The organism is Paenibacillus sp. NPDC058367 (genome assembly GCF_042723305.1).
Classification (GTDB): Bacteria; Bacillota; Bacilli; order Paenibacillales; family Paenibacillaceae; genus Paenibacillus_AQ.
Window position 1 is genome coordinate 267,847 of record NZ_JBHXIZ010000002.1, and the last position, 18,567, is coordinate 286,413.

The 18,567-nt window shown below is 42.4% G+C and carries 20 protein-coding genes; 15 read left to right on the forward strand and 5 right to left on the reverse strand.

The window, feature by feature from the left end:
- Positions 1–2: 2 nt before the first annotated feature.
- The 5 genes from ACFWMP_RS11725 to ACFWMP_RS11745 all read left to right on the forward strand — a co-directional run bounded on the left by ACFWMP_RS11725 (position 3) and on the right by ACFWMP_RS11745 (position 4,664).
- Positions 3–1,022, forward strand: a complete 1,020-nt coding sequence (locus ACFWMP_RS11725) for a uroporphyrinogen decarboxylase family protein (protein ID WP_379423783.1) — start codon at positions 3–5, stop codon at positions 1,020–1,022.
- 11 nt (positions 1,023–1,033) lie between these two features.
- Entirely contained in the window at positions 1,034–1,861 is an 828-nt protein-coding gene (locus ACFWMP_RS11730; RefSeq protein WP_076299273.1) for a MetQ/NlpA family ABC transporter substrate-binding protein, read from the forward strand.
- Positions 1,862–1,879: 18 nt separating this feature from the next.
- Positions 1,880–2,686: a pyrroline-5-carboxylate reductase gene (gene proC, locus ACFWMP_RS11735; protein ID WP_379423784.1), complete on the forward strand. Its 807-nt coding sequence runs from the start codon at positions 1,880–1,882 to the stop codon at positions 2,684–2,686.
- 2 nt (positions 2,687–2,688) lie between these two features.
- Positions 2,689–3,453: a VOC family protein gene (locus ACFWMP_RS11740; RefSeq protein ID WP_379423785.1), complete on the forward strand. Its 765-nt coding sequence runs from the start codon at positions 2,689–2,691 to the stop codon at positions 3,451–3,453.
- A 353-nt stretch (positions 3,454–3,806) separates the two neighbouring features.
- The gene (locus tag ACFWMP_RS11745; protein WP_339242192.1) at positions 3,807–4,664 is read left to right on the forward strand and encodes a hypothetical protein; all 858 of its coding nucleotides are present in this window, start codon (positions 3,807–3,809) and stop codon (positions 4,662–4,664) included.
- Positions 4,665–4,780: 116 nt separating this feature from the next.
- On the opposite strand, the gene ACFWMP_RS11750 is transcribed toward ACFWMP_RS11745, so the two are convergent.
- Positions 4,781–4,960, reverse strand: coding sequence for a hypothetical protein (locus ACFWMP_RS11750; RefSeq protein WP_042189524.1), 180 nt, complete (start codon positions 4,958–4,960; stop codon positions 4,781–4,783).
- 354 nt (positions 4,961–5,314) lie between these two features.
- On the opposite strand from ACFWMP_RS11750, the gene ACFWMP_RS11755 reads away from it, so the two are divergent.
- On the forward strand, positions 5,315–5,413 hold the full coding sequence (locus tag ACFWMP_RS11755; protein WP_231573297.1) for a YjcZ family sporulation protein: 99 nt from the start codon (positions 5,315–5,317) through the stop codon (positions 5,411–5,413).
- An 83-nt stretch (positions 5,414–5,496) separates the two neighbouring features.
- Here ACFWMP_RS11755 and ACFWMP_RS11760 read toward each other — a convergent pair whose 3' ends face one another.
- Positions 5,497–6,216: a class I SAM-dependent methyltransferase gene (locus tag ACFWMP_RS11760; RefSeq protein ID WP_042189522.1), complete on the reverse strand. Its 720-nt coding sequence runs from the start codon at positions 6,214–6,216 to the stop codon at positions 5,497–5,499.
- 402 nt (positions 6,217–6,618) lie between these two features.
- Between ACFWMP_RS11760 and ACFWMP_RS11765 the strand changes: the two genes are divergently transcribed.
- A complete protein-coding gene (locus ACFWMP_RS11765; RefSeq protein WP_379423786.1) occupies positions 6,619–7,611 on the forward strand; it encodes a hypothetical protein in 993 nt (330 codons plus the stop codon).
- Between the two features lie 15 nt (positions 7,612–7,626).
- Entirely contained in the window at positions 7,627–7,887 is a 261-nt protein-coding gene (locus ACFWMP_RS11770; RefSeq protein ID WP_379423787.1) for a helix-turn-helix domain-containing protein, read from the forward strand.
- Between the two features lie 41 nt (positions 7,888–7,928).
- Here ACFWMP_RS11770 and ACFWMP_RS11775 read toward each other — a convergent pair whose 3' ends face one another.
- A complete protein-coding gene (locus tag ACFWMP_RS11775) occupies positions 7,929–8,825 on the reverse strand; it encodes a LysR family transcriptional regulator (RefSeq protein ID WP_379423788.1) in 897 nt (298 codons plus the stop codon).
- A 105-nt stretch (positions 8,826–8,930) separates the two neighbouring features.
- Here ACFWMP_RS11775 and aroA point away from each other — a divergent pair, with 105 nt between their 5' ends.
- The 3 genes from aroA (at position 8,931) to ACFWMP_RS11790 (ending at position 12,207) form a co-directional block, all read left to right on the forward strand.
- On the forward strand, positions 8,931–10,277 hold the full coding sequence (gene aroA, locus ACFWMP_RS11780) for a 3-phosphoshikimate 1-carboxyvinyltransferase (RefSeq protein WP_379423789.1): 1,347 nt from the start codon (positions 8,931–8,933) through the stop codon (positions 10,275–10,277).
- Positions 10,278–10,295: 18 nt separating this feature from the next.
- Positions 10,296–11,351 (forward strand): chorismate synthase, encoded by a 1,056-nt coding sequence (aroC, locus tag ACFWMP_RS11785; RefSeq protein WP_379423790.1) that lies wholly within the window; start codon positions 10,296–10,298, stop codon positions 11,349–11,351.
- 322 nt (positions 11,352–11,673) lie between these two features.
- Complete coding sequence (locus ACFWMP_RS11790) at positions 11,674–12,207, forward strand: hypothetical protein (RefSeq protein WP_379423791.1); 534 nt, start codon at positions 11,674–11,676, stop codon at positions 12,205–12,207.
- A gap of 146 nt (positions 12,208–12,353) precedes the next feature.
- Here the strand turns inward: ACFWMP_RS11790 and ACFWMP_RS11795 are convergent, their stop codons facing one another.
- Together ACFWMP_RS11795 and ACFWMP_RS11800 are read right to left on the reverse strand one after the other, a co-directional pair.
- Positions 12,354–13,028 (reverse strand): SOS response-associated peptidase, encoded by a 675-nt coding sequence (locus ACFWMP_RS11795; protein ID WP_042189511.1) that lies wholly within the window; start codon positions 13,026–13,028, stop codon positions 12,354–12,356.
- Between the two features lie 106 nt (positions 13,029–13,134).
- Positions 13,135–13,968 (reverse strand): MurR/RpiR family transcriptional regulator, encoded by an 834-nt coding sequence (locus ACFWMP_RS11800; RefSeq protein WP_379423792.1) that lies wholly within the window; start codon positions 13,966–13,968, stop codon positions 13,135–13,137.
- A gap of 180 nt (positions 13,969–14,148) precedes the next feature.
- On the opposite strand from ACFWMP_RS11800, the gene ACFWMP_RS11805 reads away from it, so the two are divergent.
- The 4 genes from ACFWMP_RS11805 to ACFWMP_RS11820 are packed head-to-tail and all read left to right on the forward strand — an operon-like array spanning position 14,149 to position 18,417.
- Positions 14,149–15,027 carry a DUF8171 family membrane protein gene (locus ACFWMP_RS11805; RefSeq protein WP_379423793.1) on the forward strand — a complete coding sequence of 293 codons (879 nt, stop codon included), beginning with the start codon at positions 14,149–14,151 and terminating at the stop codon, positions 15,025–15,027.
- Positions 15,020–16,768 carry an ABC transporter ATP-binding protein gene (locus tag ACFWMP_RS11810; RefSeq protein ID WP_379423794.1) on the forward strand — a complete coding sequence of 583 codons (1,749 nt, stop codon included), beginning with the start codon at positions 15,020–15,022 and terminating at the stop codon, positions 16,766–16,768. The genes ACFWMP_RS11805 and ACFWMP_RS11810 overlap by 8 nt, the downstream gene beginning before the upstream one ends.
- A complete protein-coding gene (locus ACFWMP_RS11815; RefSeq protein ID WP_379423795.1) occupies positions 16,755–17,588 on the forward strand; it encodes an energy-coupling factor transporter transmembrane component T family protein in 834 nt (277 codons plus the stop codon). The genes ACFWMP_RS11810 and ACFWMP_RS11815 overlap by 14 nt, the downstream gene beginning before the upstream one ends.
- 34 nt (positions 17,589–17,622) lie before the next feature.
- Positions 17,623–18,417 (forward strand): PHP domain-containing protein, encoded by a 795-nt coding sequence (locus tag ACFWMP_RS11820; RefSeq protein WP_379423796.1) that lies wholly within the window; start codon positions 17,623–17,625, stop codon positions 18,415–18,417.
- Positions 18,418–18,567: the final 150 nt, after the last annotated feature.

Below are 18,567 nucleotides of genomic sequence, written 5' to 3' on the forward strand. Positions count from 1 at the left end.
AGATGAGTGAATGGAGCAAGCAAGATCGATTTAAAGCGATATTATCTGGAGAAAAGGCAGATCGCCCAATTGTAAGTGGTTGGCGGCATTTTATCGACAAAGAACAAACTGCAGATGATTTAGCGCAAACTACGATTTTTTTTACGAAACAATATGATTGGGACTGGGTCAAGATCAATCCTAGAGCAACTTATTTGGCGGAAGCTTGGGGCAATCAATATGATTTTACGGATTATCAGACTGTATTTCCAAGGCAGCAAACAACAGCAATTCCATCAGCGGTTAATCTATGGGATATCGAAGTTAAAAAGGCGGTGCATACAGCTTCCTTGGCCGAACACTTAGAGAGTGTTAGAAAAATTCGTCAAGGACTACCTGATACCCCACTAATCCAAACGGTATTCTCTCCATTGACTGTATTGCTATTTATTGTAGGACGTTCTGCTTATGTTACAAAAACAGTGTTTGGCATTGAGCATCCGGTAACTTTGGAGTCGTTATTTAAGGAGCATCGTGCGGCAGCGCACCATGCGTTACATGCGATTTCATTAACCTTAGCCGATTATGTACAAGAGCTGCAGCAAGTGGGTTCTGACGGTTTGTTCTACGCTGTGACAGGCACCGCTCACCCAGGATTATTTGATGAAGCCATGTTTGACGAGTTCTCCAGACCTTATGACTCTATTGTCTTAGAAGCTGCAAGCTACGGCAAAAACATTCTTCATACTTGTGGGGCTTATGCCCAGCCTGAGAAATTTAATGATTATCGAATTGATGGGATCAGCTGGGATACTGTAGCCGAGGGGAACCCTGGTTTAGAGGCGGATCTTAAAGCTACTAAAGTAGGTGGCGTCGATCATGCGTTGTTCGCTGTAAACGATATCGCACAAATTAAGCAGCAGGCTAAAGAAGCACTGACATTAATGAAAGACCAGCCTTTTATTCTTTCTCCAAATTGCGCTATCCCACTTAATGTGACGGATGAGGCGTTAGCACAACTAAAACAATCTATATTTGAATAGGAGATGAAGTTATGAAAAAGTTGATAGTAGTGTTGATGATAGGGGTTCTAGCGGTGTTGACGGCTTGCGGGAATAGTCAATCCGATAATTCTGGAGATAAGAAGAAGCTTACCATTGGATTTGGTGTGGGAACCTATGAGGAGCAATTCCGCCAATCGATCCTTCCGATCCTAGAGAAACAAGGCTATAGCGTTGAAATTAAGTCCTTTTCGCAAAACATGCAGGTCAATCCTGCGATGAAGGAAGGCTCCATTGACGCAAGTATCTTCCAAAGCACAGCATACATGGAGGCAATCAACAAAGAAATCAAAGCAGACATGGTAGGAATTGCTTATGCGCCTGGTGCACCACAAGGTCTTTATTCCGTAAATCATACTACACTTGACGATGTTAAAGATGGTACAACCGTAGCTGTTCCGAATGATCCGGTGAACCAAGAGCGTGCACTTCGTATCCTGGAAGAATTGGGTTGGATCAAGATTAAAGATGGCGCAGGCGTAGCTGATTTTAACATCAACAGCATGGAACCGGATAAATATAACATTGATATTAAAATATTGGACCCTGCTCAAATTCTAGTTTCACTGCAAGATGTTGATTACGGCGTTGTAAACGGGAATTATATTGCTAATTCAGACAGAAAGATTACGGATGCCTTGAAAATTGAAAATACGCCTATGGAACACAGAATTATCGTATCGGTTAATAAAAAGGATGAAAATACACAGTGGGCGAAAGACTTGAAAGCAGCTTATGAATCTAAAGAGTTCGAAGAATATATTCGTGGAATAGAGAAATATGATGGTTTCATTCTGCCTGAAGCATGGGACAACAATTAAGTAAGGAAGTGAACGCAAGTGACACAAGAAAAGATTCATTTTATTGGTGGAGGACAGATGGCGGAAGCGATCATTCGCGCATGTATATCCAACAACACCCTGTCGGTAGATCAAATTAGTGTATCTGACATTAATGAAGCTCGTCTTCAGTTTTTGAGTACCAAATACGGAATAGATACGAAGAGCTCACAGGAGCAAAGCCTATCTACTGCAGATCTGATTGTGGTTGCGGTGCGCCCACAGGATGATTTGACTACACTTGGACAAATTGTACAACAATTCGCTTCACCTACCGCAGTCATCTTATCGATTGTGGCAGGTGTGACGAATGTCCAATTAGCAGGTTATTTTGGAGCTGAGAGGTCCATTATCCGTGTCATTCCAAATACATTGACGGATACAGGCTACGGATATAGCGGTGTGGCATTAAATGCTTACGCTAGCCGTGATCAAGTGGAGCATTTCTTACTCGGATTTGGTAAAGTGCAATATCTGGATGAGACATTCATGGATATTTTCACTGGATTTGGTGTGGCTGGCCCCAACTATATTTATTATTTCATTGAGTCTTTTGTAGATGCAGGTGTGCTTGCCGGATTGCCGCGTGAGCAAGCCTGGAATGTTGCACTGGAGAATATGATGGGATCGGTAGCTATGCTGCAGCAGACAGGGCTGCATCCAAGACAGCTGCTTGATATTAATAATTCACCTGGCGGAGTTGGGATGCATGGCTTGTACGAATTAAATAATAGTGATTTCGCAGCAGGTCTGCAAAGAAGTGTTCTGGCAGCTGTGAAGCGTACTACTGAGCTAGGAGTGAAGTAATCATGGCAACAGTGAAATGGGATCACTTAGTACACTACGTCAATGATCTGTCTAAACCGGTTGAAATCTTTAGAGCTCATGATTTGGTTGCTTTTAAGGGGGGCTCTCATAAAGATTGGGGAACCTATAACGCATTAAGTTATTTCGGGCTAACCTATCTCGAATTTCTGGGCATTGAGAATCTTGAACTAGCAGAGGCGACTGAACATAATCTAGTGGTGAAAGACGCTGTAAAACTTCTGCCGGAGCATGAAGTCTTAAGCAGAGTAGTTATCCGGACAGATGATATTGAAGAAGTAGCGGCTTCCATGAAAGCAGCGGGTTTATCACTATCTCCAATCATCGATGGGAAGCGTCTAGATAACGAGGGAAGATTAATCGAGTGGCGCATGATGACTATCGGTGGTGACTTTCAAGGCCTAGTCTATCCGTTTATCATTCAATGGAGCGGGACAGATGCAGAGAGGTTAGAGAGATTATCATCGTCTGGAGTAATCCAGCCTCATCCTGCAGGTCATGTTGAAATCGTGCGCGCTGTATTCCATGTCTCCGATCCTGCAGCTACCGCTAAACATTGGGGATCGAAATTCGGATTGCCTGTAGCAGAGTCAGGGGACGGTACCTTCAAACTTGCGATAAGAGATAAGTCTTTTGCTTTCGTGCAAGGGGATGAGAACCAGTTCAAGCAGGTGATTTTTGAGACTGATTCGTTAGCGCTGAAAGGGAAGACGGTTCAGATCGGTGACGGGGAGTATGTTTTTGTTTAAAGGAAGTAGCATATTTACATTTTTGATTTCTTTTTAAATACAAAGCCAGACCACCAAGCAATGTACTTAATTGCTTGGTGGTCTGGCATTTTTGCTTAAGAGGATGTCTTGCGCGTTTCTAAGGGTCAAGAGGGTAAATACACTATGAGCATTTGTGGGAGAGATCCGGTGTTTTTCAGATTTTAATTGTTCATAAAAGTGGTTGTATAACGTTTTGTGAATATTTATAATAATGGTTAATTGTGGAAATTGGGAATATTAGTTATGAAATGGTTTCCGGAAACAGTGTTGAAAATAGGAAAGTGTTAGTGACGTGGGTCAGCGAGGTCAAAAAGTTCTAGGGGGTCGTTTGTGTGAAAAGAGCAGTACTAGTATTCTTTATTTCTTTATTTATTCTTTCGGGATGCAGTTTGATTAGTGAAGAACCAGATTATTCGAAAGAGAAAGCTGAGGTTACTTCCTATCTGGAGCAGACATATGGTCTCCAAATTGGAGAAGTTGATGTGTGGTACGAAAAGTATGAAAATAATGCTCACGGTACTAAAACAGGAGATCTTATTGCCGAGGCCTTTGACAAGAGAGACCCTAGCTTAGCTATTCAAATCCAGAAGCGCCTGGAAACAGGCAAGTTTGAAGATAACTTTAATAATGATGCTTTCGAACTGAGACAAGAAGTTTTCAATATTCTAGAGAAGTACAACCCAGATAATCATCTTAATAAATATCAAGGTATCTATCCTGAAAATATCTCAGGACCAGTACTTATTAGGGACAGTTCTACCGACTTGCACTTAGGTGTGATGTATGATCGCATCGACATCGACAAGCAACTAGAGAAAAACTGGTTAGCAGAGGGGGAAATTATCTCAGCGCTTATTAGGTACTTTGAAACTCACCCGGATAGTGCTCATAAAGAAATAGAGTTTTCGGTGGATTACATGTTTTATGAAAAGGGTAATTTTGATATGGATAGCTATATAGTTGATCATAAGAATAGAGGGTATTTTGGTACTTACGAGGGGTTGATTGGAGTTATGCTTGACAATTACGATCCATATATAGATGCTTTGGATGAAGATGAGAAGCCCAAAGTTATTTTCAAGTATCAGATTTATAGCGGAGACTATTCAAGAATCACGAATGTCGAAGACTACAAGAAAGCTGCTCATGCCTTCTGGGACAAGTGGTATCCAAATGGATGGGAGCGTTAATATCTGTTGCATCAGACGCATACACTTATCGCAAAAATGGTACGTTCGAGTATAACTATGTGTATCGCTTTTGGGAATCCTCCTTCATTTGAAATCCTCAAATAGCCTTACACCAATCATTTGAACGAATTGCTTAGCCGCAACGGATAGCTTTCTTTCTGTCTTAGTGGATCGTGAAGAGGCATATGTACAAAGGTACAGTCGATTTCACCATCTATTAAATGCTTAGTGATCTCAGGTGTCTTCCCATGTGAGAGACGAATGAGGTTGGAGAGATTAACATCGTCCAGATCCATCCACCCTCAACCTTCTGGGCATGTTGAAATCGTACACGCTATATTCCATGTCTCCGATCCTGCAACCACCGCTAAACATTGGGGTTCGATATCGATATACGGAGTGCCTGTAATAGAGTTAGAGGACGCTAGCTTCAGCCTTAAGATAGATGATAAGTCGGGCATCGCTACTTCGAGCAAGTCTTTTTTATGTCCAATGACTAACCTTAATCTATAATGTTTAATATCGATGGGAATGTGATTTTTGTTTGTCAGCACGTGCCGTGTTTTTCCTTCGGTTAATTAGGTGATAGTCCATACTTTTAGAATAGTGGCGCATATTATATTTTAGGAAGTAAAAGGGAGGGATAATCAATGAGCGGTGGAGTTGGAGGCAGATTTACTTCTACTGGAGAAATTTTGGTTCTTTATATCTTATTGGTAATTATATTATCTGCTTGTTTCTTTGTATAATAGCAGGCTATCAGAAAGAACAATAGCCACTGTTCCAAGGCTATTGTTCTTTTTTTGCAAATGTTGATGGACATGCCAATCCTTTATTTCGTTCCAATAACGAGAATAAATCCGATGTATTCATGATAACGGTCCATTATACTGTTGTACTTACTGATCACTTCCCAAATCGTATGGTCAAGAAAGGAATCAGTATCCATTTGTTGATAATGGTCTGGATGCTCTGTAAGATCCTCACTTGATTTAGGAAACAAGAAGGGACCATCTATCTGTGAATGATAAAATCCCATAGTGTTTACTAATGCTGACCATTTATTAAAGTCCCATAGATTCTCAACATGATAAAATGTACTAATCACTTGATTGATTTCTGTAGACATAGGTTTATATTGAATCATTTCTCTATCAAAAAGCTTGCCTCCAGTCCGCAAAACCCTATAATATTCCGAAAATGCCTTTTCTGTATCAGTGAAAATGGATACAGACTCAACAAGAATCACATCAAATGACTCGTTAGGAAAAGGAAGCGAACTTGCGTCACCTACTAAGAATTGAATTAAAGAATTCTCTTTTTCAGCCCGTATTTTTGCTTTTGAGATCATATCTGGGTGAATATCTATACCTATTACATCATGACCTTGTGCAGCTAAATAACAAGATGTTCTGCCAGTGCCACAACCAACTTCAAGGATTCGGGAAGCAGGTGGTAGCGGATATTGTTCAAACTGCTTTAAAGTTGCAGTAAACCCTCCAGGATGAGCATTTCCAACACCTAATTTAGCAAGCATATTCAAATATTCCATGAGTGTAAATTCCTTTCACTGCGGGTCTTATTTTATAATATGAAAAAAAAATAACTTTGTACCGCAGTGCTAAATATTAATGACTTAAGAACATACATAAAAAGAAAATGTTGGTTTATTTTTAAGTTAAAATCCAGGTCGTCAAGCAATGTGCGTAATTGCTTGACGATCTGGATTTTTTTGCTAAAAAGGATATGAATGTCCGTTCTTTTAGTAGTCTCCGATTACGAGTTGGGGTTTTATTTAATTTATTCAAGAACACTTGAAAATAATGTAAATGTAGAGTATTGTAAGTGATAAGTAGTAAGTAGTAAGTAGTAAGTAGTAAGTAAATCAAAACGCTCACCATACGGAATAAATATCATCCAGTAAATACGAATTTATGGATAGGGGTGGATGGTTATGATGGATTTAAAATTAGCACCAAGTTTTTCAGTGATCGCGCTTAATGCACAGAGAAGTCTTCATATGACTACTGTCAAGAAAGTGTCTTTACGCTGTATGGCAGCAGCGGTTATATTGGAGCTTTACTTAGAGGGATGTTTTACGCAATCAGAGAACAAGTTAACTTTGCCCAAGGAAGGATTGGATCAAGCTCATTCAACACTTTATAGAGAAACGGTTCTACAGCCCTTGCTTCATAAACATGCTGAAGTGAAGGGTGATCTTAATTGGTGGGTAAAAAAGGCCTCCATGCTGTCTAACAAACAATTAAAAAAGTTCGAGACCGCGATTTCAGATTATCTTAAAGCAATGGATTTGCTTGAAGATATCCCAAGTCTGTTAGGGAGCGACATGTATTTTGATACTGCCGAAGTTGAAGTTAGAGCGTATCGCAGTAATATGGAGGCGTACTCAAGCATTACAGAGAACATTCGCGCAGAGATTTTGGAAGAGGGTTCAGTAACGGATGAGGTCATTTGTATGCTGTGGCTGCTTCGTGAATGTGGATGCATGCATGATTTCTTCTCGCTAAATGAAATAGAAAAGGTAAATATCAAACTACATGATCTATACCAAAGTAATGTATGGGCAAAGGCATTGCTTCCAATACAAATTCGCCATGGAATTGAGCTGGGAATCAAACGCTTTTTAGAATTGAAGACAAAGTTTGCGAAGACTTTTATCGGTAGTAGCATCAATCTTTTATTCCCTGCCCTAGAGCCATCGCGAGCTGTCTTTATAGAAACAGAGTCTTGGTTTGATAATTCTAATCAAAGACTAGACGCAGTTATTACAAGATTATTGTCCTATGGACATGAAGTTAAGGTGATGGAAAGAGGATCGATTGCGACCCTTAAAATTGATAACTTGTTATACGATGCGATCCCGCATTTTGTAATGATGAAAGTGCCAATCCAAGGTGTGCGTCTTGTTCCGAAGCGCCCGCTGTAAAGGAGTTGGTTATCAATGTCTAGGCAACGTTCCATGGAGAATATTTTGGCTTCAGAGTATGTATCTATAGGTGAATTGGTAAGAATCACAAACTCTCGTTATAGTACACTCAAACATTACACAGAAGAAGGCATGCTTCCCTTTGAACAGGCCGAGGAGAATTTAACACGCAGATATAAAAGAGAGGAAACCGTCGTACGCATTCTTTGGATCAAAGAGATGAAAACAAACGGTTTATCTATCCCGCAAATTAAAGAAGCTCTAGGAATGAATTAAACATCGGGATTCCCGGTGTTTTTGCTTTTTTAGTCAAAGAATTATAAACCCTCAGATAGCCGTGCCCCAATCATCTGAACAAATTGCTCAGCCGCAATAGACAGCTTTCGATCCCGTCGTACTGCAAAACCTATACTGCGAGGTAAAAGCGGATCTTCTAACTTCAACTCATGAAGCTTTCCACTGTGAAGATCCTCTTGCACGAAAGAACGGCTGATAAAAGCTGCCCCATACCCTAATCTGGCGAACTCTGCTAGCAATTCTATACTCCCTAATTCAATATCTGGAATTACCGATAATCCCTTAGTCGCAAACCATTGTTCAACAAATACTCTAGTGCTGCTCCCTTGAGAAAATAGGATTAAAGGCAGCTCTGACACTTCTCTCATGGTTAGTGAACGACTAGCTAATTCTTGATAGGCTTCACCTACTACAAAACAATCCTCTAACACAGCCAGCTTCTGTATATTTAGCAGTGGATCGTGAAGCGGCATATGGACAAAGGCGCAGTCGATCTCACCATCTTTTAAACGCTTAGTGATGTCTGGCGTCTTCCCATGAGAGAGACGAATTCGTATACCTGGGTATGTGCTATGAAAGGTATTCAACTGCGGCAACAAAAGATGCTTGATCAGATAATCACTGGCTCCGATTCGTATTTCTCCCTCATTTAACTGCTTCAAGCTCTGCAGATGCTTCTGTGCAGAATCCAGCATGGAAAAGGATTGCTCCACATATTCAAATAGCGCTCGTCCTTCTTCTGTAAGCTCTACACCTTTGGACAGCCTGTGAAATAGCTTCAGTCCTAAGGCTTCTTCCATTTGTTTAATGGCATAACTCACAGAAGGCTGTGTAATATGTAGTTCCCCTGCAGCTTTTGTTAAATTTCGATGACGTGCCGTTTGCCAGAAAATACGATACCACTCCAAGTTGAACATGTGGTATAGATCACCTCTATATCATTATAGTAAAAATCCAATTTCATTTATTTCATTTCATTCATTATAATCAGGCTAGAGGAATAATTCAAAGGGGTGGATGAAGTGGAATCCAATCAACCGGACTTAGAAGCACGTTCTCCATGGTCAACGAATAGCGATAAACACATAGTGAAGATTAGCCCAGCGAAAGCGGTAATCAATGGAACGATAGCCATATCAGGAAGCAAAAGTCTGACGAATCGGGCCTTGGTAATCGCTGCTTTAGCTGATGGACGTTCAGAAATAAAGGGAATATTAAGAAGTGATGACTCTTACTGGTGTATTGAATCATTAAAGAAACTGGGGATTCCCGTTGTGATAGAAGAAGAGACAGCTGTTGTTGATGGATGTGGCGGCAACTGGCCGAATCCGACTGGTGAGCTATATGTAGGAGCGGCTGGTACGGTTGCGAGATTCTTACCCGCTGCACTCGCGGCAGGGACTGGCACTTGGACAATGAATGGAAGTAAACGGCTTTGTGAGCGACCACTCGCCCCATTACTCGACGCATTAACGACCCTGGGTGCACAATTTGAGTATAAACAAGCCGAGCGTTGTTTACCTTTTACATTAGAGGCAAAAGGTCTGCAAGGAGGAAAGGCAACGCTGCCCGGCTCCACTTCAAGTCAATTTATAAGTGGATTACTGCTAGCCGCACCGTATGCCAAAAAACCGGTAACCGTGTATATTGATGGAGAAGTTGTGCAAAAAGATTATGTCGAGATGACCCTTACCATGATGGCCTCCTTTGGTGTAACACCAGAAGCATCTCAGGATGGTCAATCGATAACGGTTCCTACAGGAAAGTATCAGGGACAAGCGATCACTTTAGAGCCTGATGTATCCACATGCTGTTACTTCTGGGCGGTAGCTGCGCTTACGGCAGGACGTGTACGAATTGAAGGGATCAATGCTAGCAATACAAGTCAACCTGATATCGAGTTCTTAGACGTTCTGGAGGTAATGGGCTGTACCGTTGTTCGTGGGGAAAACTTTGTTGAAGTACAAGGTGTCCCACGGCTTAAGGGTGGATTCACAGTGAGTATGAAGAAATGGTCGGATCAAACACTAACAATGGCTGCTATGGCTATTTTTGCAGATGGACCAATCACTCTAAAGGATGCTGCACATATCAGACATCATGAATGTGATCGGATATCCGCGATATGTGAAGAAATAAGTAAGCTCGGAATACGTGTGGAAGAGTTTGAGGATGGTCTAACGGTATATCCGGGTCAGCCAATCCCAGCTTTACTAAATTCTCATGACGATCACCGGATGGCTATGGCGCTTTCTTTAATCGGCTTGAAGATTGAAAATATTCAGATTAACGACCCTGGTTGTGTCTCAAAGACCTGTCCAGATTATTTTGACCGGTTGTCAGCGTTAGGCGTACAGGTCCAATACTAAATAAGGAGTGCATATATAATGGCAGGAAATACATTCGGTGAAGTGTTCAAAATTACAACCTTCGGTGAATCACATGGTGTGTCGGTAGGGGTCATAGTGGATGGTGTAACACCAGGCGTCGAGATTAACGAAGCGTATATACAGAAACAGATGGATCGGAGAAAACCGGGCCAATCTTCAGTGACTACTCCTCGTAAAGAATATGATGTTGTCCACATACAATCTGGAGTATTTGAGGGAAAAACAACAGGTACACCGCTCTTTGTAGTTCTTCAAAACCACGATATGAGACCAGAAGCGTACAGCGAGATCCAGGACGCTTTTCGTCCGGGCCATGCCGATTTTACTTATTTAGAGAAATACGGCATTCGGGATCATCGCGGTAGCGGACGTGCTTCAGGTAGAGAAACTGCGGCAAGAGTGGCCGGAGGTGCGATAGCTCGTAAGTTGTTAGAGAGAAGAGGCGTACAGGTAGTAGCGTACACACAAGAAATCGGAGGCATAAGATGTGAATCCTTCGATGAGGGTGTGATTGAACAAAACGCTGTCCGTGCCTGTGATCCAATTGCAGCTGACAAAATGATTAAAAAAATTGAGGGGTTAGCCGAGATTGGGGATAGCTGTGGTGGCATTGTAGAATGCCGTATTCGTGGCGTGGTTCCGGGTCTTGGAGAGCCGGTCTTTGATAAATTGGATGCAGAACTGGCGAAAGCTATGCTGTCCATTGGCGCTGTTAAAGGGATAGAATTTGGAGCTGGCTTCGAAGCAGCAACGATGCTGGGGAGTGAGCATAATGATGCGAGGAATAACGATGGTTTTCTAACTAATCATTCCGGAGGAATCATCGGGGGGATTAGCACAGGACAAGAAATCGTATTTCGGATCAGTGTAAAGCCTACTTCGTCCATCTCTGTGCCACAGCAAACGACTAACATCAAAGGGGAAGAACAAGAGATACGCACCGAAGGCAGACATGATCCATGTATTTGCCCGAGAATCGTACCTGTCGTAGAGGCTATGGCTTGTTTAGTACTGGAGGATCAGTACAAACGACAAGCCGCTATGCTTGGATAATACAAAAGCGGCATAGCCCATTAGCACATATTGCGCTAATGGGCTTTTTATTGTTCACGCATCGATTTCACCCCATATAGAAACCTCATTTAGTATATTATGGAATTAGAAAAACAGAAAAGAACTCATTCAATATACAAAATACAAAATAAAGGAGGGGCGTTAATAAACAACGACAGAGAACCAGTAAAATTTCAAAAATAAACTAAGAACGGGTTAAAAAAGGTGGTTTTATGAGAATATTCACGTTAGGTATTGTAGTATTGATGTTATTTGCATCTGTTGACCGTCAGAGAAATTAGCAGCAGAAAGCTTAAATGAATTGGCTAATCGTAAATTTTCTATAAAAGAAGATCAGATCCGTGAAGATGATTATGATTCCATTGTGACCTTTGGTAAAGCCTTCATTAATCTATATACCGGAGCTGTTGCAAAACAAGAAACTGTAGTATTTGAGAACTATATCTCGAATGCAAATCTTCTTAATTTCACAAATAAAATGTTGGAATTGACACAGAAGCAGAAATTGAGTGGTGCCAGTAGTGTGAATTTCGGCCTTGATAATGAGTTTAAGGAAGAAGTGTTTAAAAAACTTGATAAGAATCTTTACTATTTAAGCTTACCTTTTTCAAGCGAAGGGTCTGGAATGACTTGCAAACTATTAGTTCAATCTTTAAACAAGTCATTGGAAATTGTTGATTTGTACTTTGGATACAAAGATGGTGTAGATACTTTCACAACGGGTCACCCTGCAGAAAGGAAGATTAACAATCCACAAATATGGGATGATCAAGAATGGGTAGACGGTGTTTCTGAAAAGCTTGAACGATATGAAACCGAACTCTCCGTCAAGTAGACAGTAGAAGAATAGAGGTCCGAGCAGCTACTTGCTTTCAATATTCAGCGGTAACAATAAAAGCAGCGGTATGTTAAGTCTGTAGTTTCCAGCCCTAGCACCGCTGCTTCATTATTTAGGTATTCTAATCTAATTCTGCTATTATTTCAGGGCTTTACCCAGGATTCGTTCAGATCCATTTCCCGAATACAATCAGCCGAGTCATTCCTGTTGTTACTAATCATTGGTGTGACCGGGTACACCTGCATTTCATCTGCTGAATAAGGCCGCAGAATCGGATTCAGTGCTTCCAGATCATTTGTCTCCTCATCAAGCCATCGAGTGATATCCTGTGGGGACAAAATCGCCGGCATCCGGCTCTCAAATTCGCTAATCAGTGGATTGGCATCTGTCATGACCAGAGAGCAGGTGCGAAGAGGCTCCCCGCGCGTATCCCGCCAAATTTCGTATAGACCAGCCACTCCGAACATACTGCGATTATTCATGACTACCCGAACTGGATAAGTCTTTTTGCCTTCTTTTTTCCAATAGTAAAATCCATTACAAGGGATAATACAGCGCTGCTTGTCCACCATCTTGCGATAGGTTGGATTCTGATGCACATTTCGGAGATCCGCATTGATCGCATCTTTACCCCAATAAGGAACGAAGCCCCAGCGGAACTCATCCAGAATTCGCTCACCATCCTGCTGTAATACAACAGGCATATCCTGTGTGGGACTAATATTATAGCGGTCTTTATAGTAGTACATCACCCGTTTGATTTCAAAATGATCCCTAATGTCTTGTAGTTCGGCCGCCAGAGAAAAACGTTGACACATGAAACATCAGCCTCCTTTTGTTTCGTAGTGTTTGTAAAAGGAGGTAAATTATTCATGATTTCCATGGTCCTATTTTAGCAATCACTCCGTTTCTTTATAGCTTAACCTAGCTCCTCGGAAGCTTCCCTCCATATTGCGCCCTTAGCTGCTGCAATTTGTCCAGCTTACTCAGACTACTCTCCCTGTTTACTAAGCCTACCCCAAGAATCAGATTCTCAATAATATACGTGGGACCGACCATGGAGTGAAACTCCCAAACCTCACCTCTTCCGGCATACAGTACAATGTCTGCATCTTGGGATCGAGGATACACGAGTCTATCGGTGATCAGGATGACCTGGTAATTAGCTTCACGTGCATGGTCCAGAATCACTTCGATTTCAGGTAACAGTTGAACGAATCCAAAGACAAGCAATACATCTTTTTGATCAGCATGCATTAAGGTCTCTAGCAGTTCGTGACCGCTGGGGGCCATTTTTTTCATCTGTATTCCAAAACGTGCCATACGATAGATCATCAGCTCTGCCAGTCCAGCACACGGACCAGGGCTATATACATACACAATTCGTGCTGTCGACAGAGCATCCACTGCGCGCTGCAGCGCCTCGTCGCTTAAATAGCGGCGTGTTTCTTGCAGATGATGTAAGCAATTGTCCAGCAGCACTTGAGGGAGTGAACTATCATCCGATCTTTGCATGGCATCACGCATTTTTATGGAAGGAGTAGACTCGAAGCGGAAACGGAGTCTGCTCTTGAAATCCTTGGCATGCTTGTATCCAGCCGCTTTCCAGAACCGTGAGACAGAGGCGATACTTAATTGAAGCTCATCTGCCATTTCCTGTTCGGTCATGTAGACCACACGTTGCTCATTTTTTTGAATGAAGTCAGCAATAATTCGTTGATTTGGTGAGAAAGCGCGACGATTCCAATCCTTATACAATCTCTCATTCCTCCTAATATGAAGCAATAAATAGAATATAACGTGCGAAGATGTTGTAAATATTTTTACAACGTTAAAAATACTGAAAAAAATATTACTCCCATTTAACAATTGGTAAAAGTTGTGTTGACATGACCTTCTTATAATAAAGATAAATTCCTGTAGGGAGGCCAAATATTCATGAGTACGATAAAAACACGCTACACGCTGACCCAGTCACAAAAAATGATGATTTTTGTATTGTCGATGTCGCTTTATGGCTTGTCCAATATGTTTACGGAGCTTGTGCCTGGGATCAAACTAGGCCCCATTGAATTATCGATTGAATATTTCGCTTTCATTCCTTTGACCTTATGTATGCTGTTCCATCCATTGTATGCGGCTATTGGGGCAGCTGTAGGTGAAGTGATCTTCGGGGAACTAATGTTAGGTCAATTTGGTGGGCTGGGCGAATTGGAGAAATTCATCACTTTCTCATTGGCGATGTATACTGCTGGCCGTATGGTATCTGATCCGAAGAATCGTAGACAGGTTGGAGTGGCGGCGATTACTGGCGTAGCAATTCACCAGTTCTTCAGCTCCGTTGTGGATATAGTGAAAGTATGGGTGGGTGTAGAAGAACTTGAAGCTGTTAAAGGTCTGGCAGAGAGTATCGTTGTAATCGAGGGAGTTGGCTTTTTGAACGATGTACTCTTCTCCGGTATCTTGTTCGCCTTAATTCCAACTATGTATCTGGTTCCACGTTTATATGGAAAAATCGAACCTTTGCTTGGTATGAAGCCGCGTGAACGGAACATGAAATATGCAACAGGGGCTTGGTTATCTCCTAAGCTCGTTATTTTTGGAACGATTATGGTCATGGTTGCGCTTGGATCGGAATTGCTCTCGGAATCCGGATGGAACTTTGGTGACTTTGAGTTTGCATGGGCAGAGTCCAATGAAGAGAGCTTAATCTGGCTGAGTATGCTGGTAGCGGCAATTGTTGCAGCAACAGCGATTATATCCCTGATTCTGCGTTCTGCACGTAAAAGACAGGAAGCGGGTCAAGTAGATGCGTAATTCAATACTCGAACTGAACGGAGTTACCTTTACTTATCCAGGAGCCGAACAACCTGTACTGCAAGAAGTATCCTTGCGGCTAGAAGAAGGAGATTTCATTGCTATTATCGGCAGTAATGGTTCGGGAAAATCCACGCTGTGTAAATGCTTTAATGGCCTGATTCCTCATTATTACACAGGGGACTTCACTGGAGAGGTGACGATCTGTGGACAACCGGCGGATGGGAAAAGTGTAGCTGAGCTTTCCAAGCATATAGGGTATGTTTATCAGGATTTTGAGAATCAATTGGTGCGTCCGACGGTTCTTGATGATGTGTCGTTTACGCCACTCAATTATGGATTTGCCGATTACAAGGAACGGGGAGAGCGAGCACTGGCACTAACCGGACTTAGTGATTTAAGAAATGAATTCATCTGGCAATTGAGTGGCGGGCAAAAACATTTGCTCGCTTTAGCCGGAGCACTAGCGATGGATCCAGAAATTCTGGTCATTGATGAACCGGTAGCTCAGCTGGATCCGCAGCATGCCCGCCATATCTATGATATTTTGCGCCGTTTGAATGAGGAGCATGGGAAGACCATTGTAGTGATCGAACATCATGCGGAATTTATTGCAGACTATTGTAAGCATGTTGTCCTGATGGATAAGGGGAGAATGCGCTGGCAGAAGCCGGTGCGTGAAGCCCTCTCATCTGTAAAAGAACTGCTGGAGCTGGGCATTTATCCCCCCGATGTGACTCGGGCAGCTTGGCTGTTGCAATCTGATGCGCGGCTAACCCAATTCCTTCCCTTGAGTGCTGAAGAAGGGAACGCCCACATGATATTACGGCAGCATGCGATCCAGAGAAATGATCCATCTGACTATATGAAGGAGCAGTCCCTTACTGTAATTCGGGAAGAGAAGAGTGTCGTTCAGATGGAGAATGTACACCTCTCATACCGTACGATTCATAAGACGAAGCATCCAGTCTTGAATGGTGTTCAGTTAGATCTGCGGCAGGGTGAGTCTATCGCTCTTATTGGCAACAACGGAGCGGGCAAATCTTCTTTAATGAAGCTGATTGCTGGAATTGTCAGACCTACAGCTGGAACCGTAAATGTGAAAGGGATGACCGTGAACGGTCTGCCACCCGAGCGTCTCTCCAGTACCGTAGCATACGTATTTCAGAACCCAGAGGAAATGTTTATTGAGGATTCTGTACGCAAAGAAATTGCTTATTATTTGAAGGCACGGAAGCTACCAGACACAGAAGAGAGAGTAGCAAAAATGCTAAAAGCTTTCCGGCTCAATGAATTAGCAGAACGTGACGCTCGACTTCTGAGTGGGGGTCAGCAGCGCCGAGTATCGCTAGCCATTGGTGCCGCTGTTCGTCCTGCCGTCATGCTGCTCGATGAACCAACGGCGAATCTGGATATTTCGACCAAACAGGAAATGGTTCATGTGCTGGATACACTTCGCAGTCATGTTGAGACAGTGGTGATCGCGACACATGATATGCAGCTTGTGTCTGAATGGGCGACTAGGATTATCGTTATGCATCAAGGCAGGATTATTGCTGACGGAACGAAAGATGAAATCTTCGCTGACGGACTTCTATTACGGAGGGCGGGTCTGGCTCAGACACAATTGATGGAGCTGAGTCGTATGCTCGGTTTGCCCAAAATTTGCAGCAGCTTAGAGGAATTCATAAGTCTAGTGGAAGTGAAAAAGGAGGTAACTGCAATCCATGGAAGCCGTTAAACGGGCACTTGACCGTATATCTGTAGAACAAATTAAACTGGAACTCTTAGGGACTGCTTATAACAGCAGCAGTACTTTTCTGGGGAGGCTCGACCCGCGAACGCTGCTACTTTGGTATTTGTTCTTTGCCATTGTGCCTTGGTTTGTACATAACCGTACAGTTCTATTAGGGATGATCGTGCTTATGGTCTTAACGACTGTCCTCTCCCGAGTCAGCCCATACATTATTTTTATATTGTGTCTGGGATTAATCAGCCAAATTGGGTGGATGTTCATCCTGTCTCTCTTTTTCGGCGGAGGAATTGAATCGTTGCTGCCTATGTTGACGCTGACACTTAAGCTTTCAGTGATATCACTAGCGAGTATTACGGTGTTCTCCAGTCTCGATCCGGAAAGACTTAGCGACGGCCTGCTATCCTTAGGGATTCCTGATACATTTGCTTTCAGCTTATCTTATGGTTATCGTATTTTGCCTACGTTATTGGAGGAATTCCATCAGATTTTGTTATCCTTCAGACTGAGAGGGCAACGACCGCTGCAACATGGTTTGTTGTATTGGAGAACAGCAACGTATTATTTGCGCATTGTGATCCTGGCTTTTTATCCACTCATGCTAAACACCGCTAAACGTTCCCGGACCACGATCGAGGCGCTTGAGACTAGGGGATTTAGCTACGGTCTGAATAATAAGAAAGTGAAGAAGATCAAGTTATCTTATTTGAAAATGAAGTGGTCCGACTGGTACTTTTTATCCGGATCCACCGTTTATGTTATTTTGCTTTTCTGGATCGGCTACCTCTACCCTAAACTGGTGTATTAACATCACTCATAAGCTCAAAGGAGACGAATTAGACATGAATATTGATCTGCATACCCACGGTAAATTATCTAAGAAATCGACCTTTTCCCCTGAATATTTTGCTGAAATGATGTTTGAGGCGAAAGCGAATGGATTACAGGCAGTAGCTTTGACCGAGCACTTTAACACTTCTAATTTCTTTGCGATGTATGAGACGCTGGACCAGACTTATCCTTATAACGGACATTATTATGATGTAAACGGACTTAAACTGTTTCCAGGTATGGAGGTGGATATCGCGGAGACAGGTCATATCCTGCTGATCGGTCTTAAGGAGAATGTTCTAGCAGTTCGCGCTTTACTGGATGAGCATACTCAGGAGGGGGATTTTATTCCTTTCAAGGATCTGCTGGACATGGCTGACGAACATAACCTTTGGAAAATCGGAGCTCATCCTTTCCGAACTTCTACGCCATTACATCAACTGGACCCGGAGCTGCTTCGGAGATTAGATGCTTTTGATTTCAATGCAAAGGATATTTACATGCAGGGGGCAGAGACTTATAAGAACCTGATCACACCATTTGCTGAAAAGCTTGGTGTACCTGTGATTGCCGGTAGTGATAGTCATCAATGTCTGCAATATGGGAGTGTTCTGAATCGGTTGAATATTACCTGCTCGACGGTTGAGGAATTGAAAGAAACCATTAAGCAAGGAAACTACGAAATTGAGCTTTCGCCTTGTCTTCACACCAAAGTGAAAGCTTCGGTCATGATGAAGAAACTTTTGAAGCAGCTCATTGGTGAAGCACCTTCCAGAGATGATGCAGAGGTTGGTAACCTGGTCTAGCCGATTCCAAACATTCCTGTTATACTTTTTTCGTGAATGTAATCGGAGGTGGTACTGTGCTAATGCTGGTTTGCCCATTAGCTAGAAGTTCCTCACGCAAAGCCTAAATTAGGGCGATACTTTGCGTGAGGTGCGATAGGATGGATGATC

Bases quoted from the DNA above. Each gene is read 5' to 3' on its own strand.
- ACFWMP_RS11805 (WP_379423793.1), top strand. From the start codon at position 14,149: ATGAGTACGATAAAAACACGCTACACGCTGACCCAGTCACAAAAAATG.
- ACFWMP_RS11795 (WP_042189511.1), bottom strand. From the start codon at position 13,028: ATGTGTCAACGTTTTTCTCTGGCGGCCGAACTACAAGACATTAGGGAT.
- ACFWMP_RS11770 (WP_379423787.1), top strand. From the start codon at position 7,627: ATGTCTAGGCAACGTTCCATGGAGAATATTTTGGCTTCAGAGTATGTA.
- ACFWMP_RS11765 (WP_379423786.1), top strand. From the start codon at position 6,619: ATGATGGATTTAAAATTAGCACCAAGTTTTTCAGTGATCGCGCTTAAT.
- ACFWMP_RS11815 (WP_379423795.1), top strand. From the start codon at position 16,755: ATGGAAGCCGTTAAACGGGCACTTGACCGTATATCTGTAGAACAAATT.
- ACFWMP_RS11820 (WP_379423796.1), top strand. From the start codon at position 17,623: ATGAATATTGATCTGCATACCCACGGTAAATTATCTAAGAAATCGACC.
- aroC (WP_379423790.1), top strand. From the start codon at position 10,296: ATGGCAGGAAATACATTCGGTGAAGTGTTCAAAATTACAACCTTCGGT.
- ACFWMP_RS11750 (WP_042189524.1), bottom strand. From the start codon at position 4,960: ATGGATCTGGACGATGTTAATCTCTCCAACCTCATTCGTCTCTCACAT.
- ACFWMP_RS11755 (WP_231573297.1), top strand. From the start codon at position 5,315: ATGAGCGGTGGAGTTGGAGGCAGATTTACTTCTACTGGAGAAATTTTG.
- ACFWMP_RS11775 (WP_379423788.1), bottom strand. From the start codon at position 8,825: ATGTTCAACTTGGAGTGGTATCGTATTTTCTGGCAAACGGCACGTCAT.
- ACFWMP_RS11740 (WP_379423785.1), top strand. From the start codon at position 2,689: ATGGCAACAGTGAAATGGGATCACTTAGTACACTACGTCAATGATCTG.
- ACFWMP_RS11810 (WP_379423794.1), top strand. From the start codon at position 15,020: ATGCGTAATTCAATACTCGAACTGAACGGAGTTACCTTTACTTATCCA.
- ACFWMP_RS11760 (WP_042189522.1), bottom strand. From the start codon at position 6,216: ATGGAATATTTGAATATGCTTGCTAAATTAGGTGTTGGAAATGCTCAT.
- ACFWMP_RS11725 (WP_379423783.1), top strand. From the start codon at position 3: ATGAGTGAATGGAGCAAGCAAGATCGATTTAAAGCGATATTATCTGGA.
- ACFWMP_RS11730 (WP_076299273.1), top strand. From the start codon at position 1,034: ATGAAAAAGTTGATAGTAGTGTTGATGATAGGGGTTCTAGCGGTGTTG.